We start from the raw sequence: 8,436 nt of genomic DNA, 5'->3' as shown, positions 1-8,436 counted from the left end.
TTAGCATCCCTTTAATCCAAAGAAAAGCTAGCGTCGTTTCTAGTGGTAGCGATTACACGAACTCTTTTGTTTTTAATGAAGGGGCTAGCCATTTTAAGGTGTTTTTTAATTACGGGTGGGTGTTTTAGAGTGTGAAATGAATTGATGGAAATAATATTTTTTTAAATAAAAGTCTTATTTTTATCTTTTTTTTTCGTATAATAAGATTTAAGTTAGTATTGATAGTGGTGCGTTAAGATTTTTCAATCTTGGGTGATCCAATCAATATTTCTTAATAAGATCATAGCTTTAATATTCAAAATAGTATAAAAAGGAAAGTTATGTATGCGGCTCATCCTATTAAACCCCTAAAAGCCCCTAAACTCAAAACTAAATTTTTAAGGCGTGTATTTGCGGGTGCATCTATTAGGCGTTGGAATGACCAAGCATGCCCTTTGGAATTTGTGGAATTAGACAAGCAAGCCCATAAAGCGATGATTGCGTATCTGCTCGCTAAAGATTCAAAAGACAGGGGTAAAGATTTAGATTTAGATCTTTTAATCAAGTTCTTTTGCTTTGAGTTTTTGGAGCGCTTGGTTTTAACCGATATTAAACCCCCTATTTTTTACGCTCTCCAACAAACGCACAGCCAAGAATTAGCCTCCTATGTTGCGCAAAGTTTGCAAGATGAAATCAGCATGTATTTTTCTTTAGAGGAACTCAAAGAGTATTTAAGCCACAGACCCCAAATTTTAGAAACTCAAATTTTAGAGAGCGCGCATTTTTATGCGTCTAAGTGGGAGTTTGATATTATTTATCATTTTAACCCCAACATGTATGGCGTGAAAGAAATTAAAGATAAAATTGACAAGCAACTCCACAATAACGAGCATTTGTTTGAAGGGCTTTTTGGGGAAAAAGAAGATCTGAAAAAACTGGTGAGCATGTTTGGGCAGTTGCGTTTCCAAAAACGCTGGAGCCAGACCCCAAGAGTGCCGCAAACTAGTGTCCTAGGGCATACCTTATGCGTGGCGCTTATGGGGTATTTATTGAGCTTTGATTTAAAAGCTTGTAAAAGCATGCGGATCAATCATTTTTTGGGCGGGCTTTTCCATGATTTACCCGAGATTTTGACCCGAGACATTATCACGCCCATCAAACAAAGCGTTGCGGGGCTTGATAACTGCATTAAAGAGATTGAAAAAAAAGAAATGCAAAACAAGGTCTATTCCTTTGTCTCTTTGGGCGTTCAAGAAGATTTGAAATATTTCACCGAAAACGAGTTTAAAAACCGCTACAAAGACAAGTCTCACAAAATCGTTTTCACTAAAGACGCTGAAGAATTGTTCACGCTTTATAACAGCGATGAATATCTTGGGGTTTGTGGGGAGCTTTTGAAGGTGTGCGATCATTTGAGCGCATTTTTAGAAGCCCAAATCTCTCTTTCTCATGGCATTTCCAGTAATGATTTGATTAAAGGAGCTCAAAACCTTTTAGAATTGCGATCCCAAACGGAACTGCTTGATTTGGATTTAGGGAAATTGTTTAGGGATTTCAAATAATGAACTATAAAGAATTATTAGAATTTAACGATTACGCTATGGATTTAACCACTCGCACAGCTCATCATAGCACTGCTATTGAAAACAATCCTTTGAGCCTTGCTGAAACTATAAGTATTTTAACCACTGAATACATTCCTAGAGAAATGCCCCAAAGAGCTTTCTTTGAAGTGAAAAACTATCAAAACATGCTCTTCTTTACTATTAGAAAATCTGAATAAAGGACAAAGCGTTGATAGTTTTTTTATAAGAGAGTTGCATGGGATTTTAATGAATTTTTTACTCCCTAATAAGGGGGCTTTCAAAACGACTGATAATACCATTTTAAGAGCTAGTTTTGAAACGACCCCCCATTTTCAAGTGCCTATGGCTATGAAAGAATGGTGCGATAACCTCAATTATAAGATGAAAACCTTACAAGATAAAGAATAAAAACTAAAAACTATTTTAGAACAACACATTTTGTTTGAAAGGATACACCCTTTTAGCGATGGTAATGGTAGGGTGGGCAGAATGCTAATCTTTTATAGCGTTTTAGAGCAAAACTTAATACCATTTGTGATCACCAAAGAACAAAAAGAGGCTTACATTAAGGCTTTAGACACGCATAATACAGAAAGCTTATACCAACTCGCCAAAGTATCCCAAGAGTTCGAACTCACACGCATACAAGGGCAAATGATACTCAATAAGAATAAGCCCTAAAATCATGGTTTTCAAGCGCGCATCAAATAGAGCTTTTTCCTCTCGCTTGAAGAAGCGATGTTGAGCAATTGGCGGTATTTAGTGATTGTTCTTCTTACCATTTTCAAATGGAATTTTTCTTCAATGAGTTCTAAAATCTTAGCGTCGCTCAAAGGCTCTTTTTTGTTCTCATTTTTGATCAATTCTAAAAGATAGTCTTTAATCACAGCGTTTGAAGTCTCGCTATTGTCTAAGGCGGTGCTAAAGAAATGTTTAATAGGGAAAACCCCTCTTTCGCATGCCAAATATTTATTAGAAATGGCCCTTGAAATCGTGCTTACAGAGTGGTTAAACTCATTGGCTAAATCCAATAATTTTAAAGGGCGCAATTCCTTACCCTTAAAAAAATCGTATTGATACTCTAAAAGCATCAGACCGATTTTATAAATCGTGGCTTTTCTCAAATTTAGTGCATCAATCAAATCTTTAGCCTCTTTTAATTTGTCTTTTAAATAATCGCTATTCTCAAAGCGATTTTCTTCTAAACTGATCGTTGGGTAGCTCTCATCATTCAAACGCACGATGATTTCATTATCCACTTCTAGAATAAAAAGTTCAGGAATGACTTCTATTTCTTTTTCTAAAAACTCAATGGCTGGGGGGTTTTTAAAGGATTTTAAAATCTTTAAAGCCTTTTCATAATAAAAATCTTTAGAAAATTCATGGTGTTTTTCTAAATTTAAAATGATTTTTCGCGCTTCTTCATAAAGCTCGTTATTGTCCAATTCCCTACCCTCTAACTGGAATAAAAAGCTTTCTTTCACATCTTTAGCGCCAATGCCAGCGGGATTAAGGTAACTAAAACGCTGGCGCACTTTCTCATAAACTTCGCTCTCTACCCCTAAAATCTTAGCCCTTTCTTCAATATTTTCTTCAAAATACCCCTCATTATTCAACCCGCTGATAATATCCATAGCGATTTTTTGAGAAATTTCAGTGGGAAAGAGAGGGGGAATGATTTGAGCTTCTAAGGTTTCAAAAAGGCTTTTAGATGCGATTGCGAAATTTTCTAAATGATCGCTGCTCTTTTTAGCGCTAAAACGATCGCTAAAATTTTTGATGCGTTTGTTTTCAATTTTGATTAAGGGGTTATCTAGGGCGTTTTGTTTCAACACTTCTTCTAAATCTTCAAGCTCGCTTTGTAAAATAGGGAGCCACCCTTTTAAAGTAGCGTTTAACTTGTTTTTAGGGCTAAGGTTTGCGCGTAAGATCGCCATGTCTATACCTTAAAATTTTCCCCTAAATAATACTTACGCACCAAAGCGTTTTCATAAATTTCATTAGCGTTCCCGCTCGCTAAAAGCGTGCCGCTTTTAATCACATACGCCCTGTGGCACACGCTCAAAGTCTCTCGCACGTTGTGATCAGTGATCAACACACCAATGTTTAATCCAATCAAGCTTTCAATGATTTTTTGAATATCAATCACCGCAATCGGATCCACGCCCGCAAAAGGCTCATCTAATAGCACGAATTTAGGGTTTTTCATTAAAGCCCTAGCGATTTCTACGCGCCTTCTTTCTCCCCCACTCAAGCTCATGCCCTTGCGCTCTCTTATGGCTTGGATATTGAAAGCGTCTAGCAAGCTTTCCATTTTTTCTTCGCTCTCTTTAGAGTTTTTAAAAGTGCTCTCCCCTGCTAGGGCTAGATTATCTTCCACGCTCAATTCTTTAAAAATGCTGGATTCTTGGGGCAAGTAGCCTATGCCTAAGTTAGAACGCTTGTGTAAGGGGTATTTAGCTAAATCCACATCGTTTAAATAAACGCTCCCCCCACTAGGCTCTAAAAGCCCGCATATCATATAAAAGGTGGTGGTTTTACCCGCCCCATTAGGCCCCAAAAGCCCCACCACTTCGCCGCTTTTCACTTCTAAAGAAACATCTGAAACGATTTTGGTTTTTTTAATCTGTTTGTTTAAATGCTCTGCTTTTAAAATATCCATTCAAACGACCCTTTAAACGATCTTTATTGTATAAAAACGGCTGGTTAATTCGGTTTTAATTTCCACAACCTTAATAGCTAAATCGTATTTTTTTAAAATTTTTTCTAATTTTTCATCGCCCCATTCCACAAAATGGATCCCCTTTTCTAACAAGCACTCTAACATGCCAAGCTCCAAGCAAGCCTCTAAATCGCGCATGTAAAAATCATAATGGAACACGCTCTCGCTATAAGCATGCATCAGGCTAAAGGTGGGCGAAGTCGCTTGAATGTCTAAACCCAAGCGCTTCAAGCACGCTTGAACCAAAGTCGTTTTACCGCTTCCCACAACGCCTTTTAAAAGAACCACCCCCTTAAAATCATCTTTTAAAATTGCAGCAGCCACTTTGTCTAACTCGTCTAAATGCGCTCTCATAACAATTCCACGCTTTTGATTTCAAACTCGCTCTTAATCTCTTCAATGAGATCAGAATGGTTAGCCATGAATTCTTGCAAGGCTGTAGGGGCTTGTTTTGGTTGGGTTTCTTGAATCTCTTTTTCTTTCGTTTCTTTTTCTTTCATTTCAGCCGTGGTTTCGGTGGTTGGTTTGGGCTTTGAATAAGGGAATTTAAGCTCTTTAACCACTTCTAAAGCACTTTTATTTTCCAAATGATTTTTTAAAGCGATTTTGATATTTTCGCCCTTGCCAAAAACCCCATCAACGATACTTTTCACGATTTTAAATCGTTCTCTTAAAAGCTCTTTATCCTTATTGGTGGCTAAAGACTCCCAAGTCAAGGTTTTAGTCTGGCTGTCAAAATCAATGAAACGGATATTTTTTTCAAACACTGCCCCTAATTCGTAGTTGCGCTCATAAACCAATGTTTGAACTTGTTTGAAAAGGTTGTGAAAAATGCGATCTTTGGCTGAAAGCATGGGAGTTTGCGGTGTTTCTGCGTTCTCTCTTTTTTCTGGATTTTCTATTTTCTCTGCGCTTTTGGGTTCTTGTTTAGGAGCGTTAGCGTTTTGATTTAAGGGTTTTAAAACGCTTTCTTTACTTTGCTCTAATTCCAAAATCGCATCGTCTAGGGCTTTGAGTTTCAAAGCTTCTTTGAATTTCATTTTCAATAACAACAGCACAAAACTGGCATTTGCCCCTTCTTTCAAAAGGCTCAAACTGCTCATAATGATTTTAAAAAAGCGCTCTATCAAAAGGATGGAATACGAATCAGGGCTTAATAATTTCGCTTTCAAAAAAAGCATCATTTCTTCTAAAACGCTCTCGGTTTCATAATTTTCTAAAATGGCATAACGCTCTTTTAATCGAGCTTCATCTTGATTGATTAGGCTTTGAAAAAAATCTTCTAAAACGCTTCTGTCAATCGCTCCTAACATTTCAGCCACTTTGCTTTCTGTGATAGCGTTATCGCAATAATTGATGGCTTGCTCTAAAAGAGTGATCGTATCCCTCAAGCTCCCTTGCCCGCTGTGAGCCAGTTTTTCTAACGCGCTACTTTCATAGCTCACTTGTTCTTTTTCTAAAATGGTTTTTAAATGAGAAATAACGGAATTTTCAGGGATTTTTTTAAACCTGAAATGCTGGGTGCGGCTGAGTATGGTAGCGGGCAATTTCAAGGCGTCCGTTGTCGCCAAAAGGAATTTCACATGGCTAGGAGGCTCTTCTAAAGTCTTTAAAAGCGCGTTAAACGCTTCGGTGGTAAACATATGCACTTCATCAATGATAAAGATTTTATAGCGCCCAAAGCTTGGTTTGTAGCGCGTTTGCTCTATGAGGTTACGGACATCATCAATCCCCCTATTAGACGCTCCATCCATTTCTATAATATCTATATGGTGGTTGTTTAAAGCGCTCTGGCATTGGGTGCAAGTATCGCAAGGTACAGCTTTTGGCCCTTCTTCACACATTAAAGCCCTAGCAAAAATCCTAGAAGAGCTGGTTTTGCCTGAACCTCTTAACCCGCTGAATAAATAAGCGTTAGCCAAACGCTGGTTGTCTAGGGCTAAAGAAAGCGTTTTAGCCACGCTCTCTTGACCGACTAGCTCGCTAAAATGTTTGGGGCGGTATTTTAACGCTAAAACTTGCATATTGATTGTAATCCTTAAAACTCATTTAGGAGTATTGTAATGCAAAATGACTTAAAACTAGCCCCTTTTTAGGTTTTACTCAATAGCGCTAAAAAATCCCTAAATAAAGTAACGCTAAGCGTTCCCATGATAGCGGTTACAAAGAGATTCACCCCCATAAAGATTTTTTGGTTGTTTAAAAGTTTAGAGCCATAACGCAACGATAAAGTGCATAACAATAAAAGCCAAGAAAAGGCAGCCAATAAAGTGCCGGCTAAAAAGACAAATTTTTGAGCTAAATTGAAAGACAAAGCACTCGCGCCAATTAAAAACACCATTTCCAAATACACTTGAGGGTTGAGTAGGGTAACGCCTAAAGTGAATAATAAAGTCTTTTTTAAGGATAATTTTTTGGGGGTTTGGACTTGCTTCTTTTTAAAGGTTTGAAAAAGGGTTTTTAAAGCTAAAAAAGCGTAAAATCCGGTAAAAACTGCCCCAAATAAATTCAAAAACAAGCTCAAATAAAGGTTTTTAGCGAAATAAGCCCCCACGCCAAACACGCCCATGCTCATTAACACAATATCGCACATAAAACACAGAGCGCAAATCAAAAACACATAATTCCTAGCCATGCCTCGCTCTATAATAAACAAGGATTGCGCCCCCACAGCCGCACACAAAGAAATCGCTAAACCAAAACCTTCTATAAAAACCACAAACATCTTGATCCTTTCACTCAAAATAAGCTAAAACCATAACGCTACCATCAAAAATTCAAAAACGATATTTTAAAATTTTAGGGTTTAAAACGACCTTTATAAATAAAAGTTAAATGATGACACAATGGCTAATAAAATTAAAAACCCATTTTTTAGCGCTCTTAGAGGCGTTTGAGAATAAGTTAAAATTAATATGGTAAAATGCCAAAATTTGCTGTCGTCATGCGGCAAAAATTTAGACAACAAGGAATTGGGAATGAGAAGGAGTTTGGCTTTTTGCCTTTTAGCTTTGCTTGGATTACAGGTTTTAGGCGCTAGGGATTTTTCGCAACTCAAAAACGAGGAACTTTTAAAATTAGCAGGCACTCTGCCTTCTAATGAAGCGATTGATTATCGCATGGAAGTGTCTAAACGCCTTAAAGCTTTAAAAGCTGAGGACGCTAAGAAATTCCGCGCGAATTTCAGCCGGATCGCTAGGAAGAATCTTTCCAAAATGAGCGAAGAGGATTTCAAAAAAATGCGTGAAGAGGTGCGTAAAGAATTAGAAGAAAAAACCAAAGGTCTAAGCGATGAAGAAATCAAGGCAAAAGGGCTTAATGTGAGCGTTTGCAGCGGCGATACGAGAAAAGTTTGGTGTAGGGCTGTTAAGAAAAAAGACGAACATTGCTCTCCTAAGTGAGATAAAATTTAATTTAAAAGGATAAAAAATGAAAAAAGCGTTGAAAATACTTTCTGTTGGTGCGTTGTTGTTTGTGGCTTTGAACGCCAAAGATTTCAGCAAAACAAGCGATGAAGATTTGGCTAAAATGGCTGGTGTTGTCGCTCCTCAGGATGTTGTGGATTACACAAAAGAGTTGAAAATGCGCATGAAAAAGATGCCTGAAGACAAGAGAAAGGCGTTCCATAAACAATTGCATGAATATGCGATTAAAAACACAGACAAAATGACCGTAGCGGATTTTGAAGCCCGCCAAAAAGCCGTTAAAGAAGCGCTTAAAAAAGGTAACATGGAAGACATGGATGATGATTTTGGGTTGAGATCATGCAAGCATGGGAAAATGCACAAACACCACAAACACGGTGGTCATGATAAACATGGCAAAGGGCATGACAAAGAACAAGGCAAAAAAGACCACGATCACAATGATCATGGCGAAAATGAAAAATAAAGCTTAAATTACACCCCTTTTTCTATCAAAGCTTCAAATTCTTTAAGCAGAAATCCTAGACGCTTTGAGCGTTTGGGATAAATGCGTTCTGTTAAGCGTTATCAAAATTCTATTCTCATTAAGTATTGCTTATAAAATTCAAAAGATCATTTTATCGTTACAAGAATCAACACTCCAAAGATAAATAGGTTAAAATACTCCAAAATCTTTTTTTTTTTTTTTTTTGAAATACAATAAGTCTATGGTAAAATCAAATCA

General features: G+C 37.3%; 8 protein-coding genes and 1 pseudogene. 4 read left to right on the top strand and 5 right to left on the bottom strand.

What is annotated here, in order from left to right; genetic code table 11:
* Positions 1-320: 320 nt before the first annotated feature.
* Positions 321-1,541 carry an HD domain-containing protein gene (locus KX581_RS07920; RefSeq protein ID WP_180630108.1) on the top strand — a complete coding sequence of 407 codons (1,221 nt, stop codon included), beginning with the start codon at positions 321-323 and terminating at the stop codon, positions 1,539-1,541.
* Positions 1,541-2,246, top strand: a pseudogene (locus KX581_RS07915) (Fic family protein). Before KX581_RS07920 ends, KX581_RS07915 begins: the two are co-directional and overlap by 1 nt.
* A gap of 11 nt (positions 2,247-2,257) precedes the next feature.
* Here the strand turns inward: KX581_RS07915 and KX581_RS07910 are convergent.
* The 5 genes from KX581_RS07910 to KX581_RS07890 all read right to left on the bottom strand — a co-directional run bounded on the left by KX581_RS07910 (position 2,258) and on the right by KX581_RS07890 (position 7,012).
* Complete coding sequence (locus KX581_RS07910) at positions 2,258-3,502, bottom strand: RNA polymerase factor sigma-54 (protein WP_231176063.1); 1,245 nt, start codon at positions 3,500-3,502, stop codon at positions 2,258-2,260.
* A 2-nt stretch (positions 3,503-3,504) separates the two neighbouring features.
* Positions 3,505-4,227, bottom strand: coding sequence for an LPS export ABC transporter ATP-binding protein (gene lptB, locus KX581_RS07905; protein WP_000353224.1), 723 nt, complete (start codon positions 4,225-4,227; stop codon positions 3,505-3,507).
* Positions 4,228-4,239: 12 nt separating this feature from the next.
* Positions 4,240-4,641 carry a tRNA (adenosine(37)-N6)-threonylcarbamoyltransferase complex ATPase subunit type 1 TsaE gene (gene tsaE / locus KX581_RS07900; protein WP_001201277.1) on the bottom strand — a complete coding sequence of 134 codons (402 nt, stop codon included), beginning with the start codon at positions 4,639-4,641 and terminating at the stop codon, positions 4,240-4,242.
* Positions 4,638-6,311 carry a DNA polymerase III subunit gamma/tau gene (locus KX581_RS07895; protein ID WP_231176062.1) on the bottom strand — a complete coding sequence of 558 codons (1,674 nt, stop codon included), beginning with the start codon at positions 6,309-6,311 and terminating at the stop codon, positions 4,638-4,640. Before KX581_RS07895 ends, tsaE begins: the two co-directional genes overlap by 4 nt.
* 68 nt (positions 6,312-6,379) lie before the next feature.
* Entirely contained in the window at positions 6,380-7,012 is a 633-nt protein-coding gene (locus tag KX581_RS07890; protein ID WP_231176061.1) for a LysE family transporter, read from the bottom strand.
* A gap of 253 nt (positions 7,013-7,265) precedes the next feature.
* Here KX581_RS07890 and KX581_RS07885 point away from each other — a divergent pair, with 253 nt between their 5' ends.
* Both KX581_RS07885 and KX581_RS07880 read left to right on the top strand, forming a co-directional pair.
* Positions 7,266-7,688, top strand: a complete 423-nt coding sequence (locus tag KX581_RS07885; protein ID WP_078257017.1) for a DUF1104 domain-containing protein — start codon at positions 7,266-7,268, stop codon at positions 7,686-7,688.
* A gap of 28 nt (positions 7,689-7,716) precedes the next feature.
* Positions 7,717-8,178: a sialic acid-binding protein gene (locus KX581_RS07880; protein WP_120873280.1), complete on the top strand. Its 462-nt coding sequence runs from the start codon at positions 7,717-7,719 to the stop codon at positions 8,176-8,178.
* Positions 8,179-8,436 lie beyond the last annotated feature (258 nt).

Source organism: Helicobacter pylori (genome assembly GCF_021062735.1).
GTDB classification, from domain to species: domain Bacteria; phylum Campylobacterota; class Campylobacteria; order Campylobacterales; family Helicobacteraceae; genus Helicobacter; species Helicobacter pylori_DN.
Note: the sequence above shows the minus strand (reverse complement) of the source record. Positions and strands in the feature narration are given on the sequence as shown.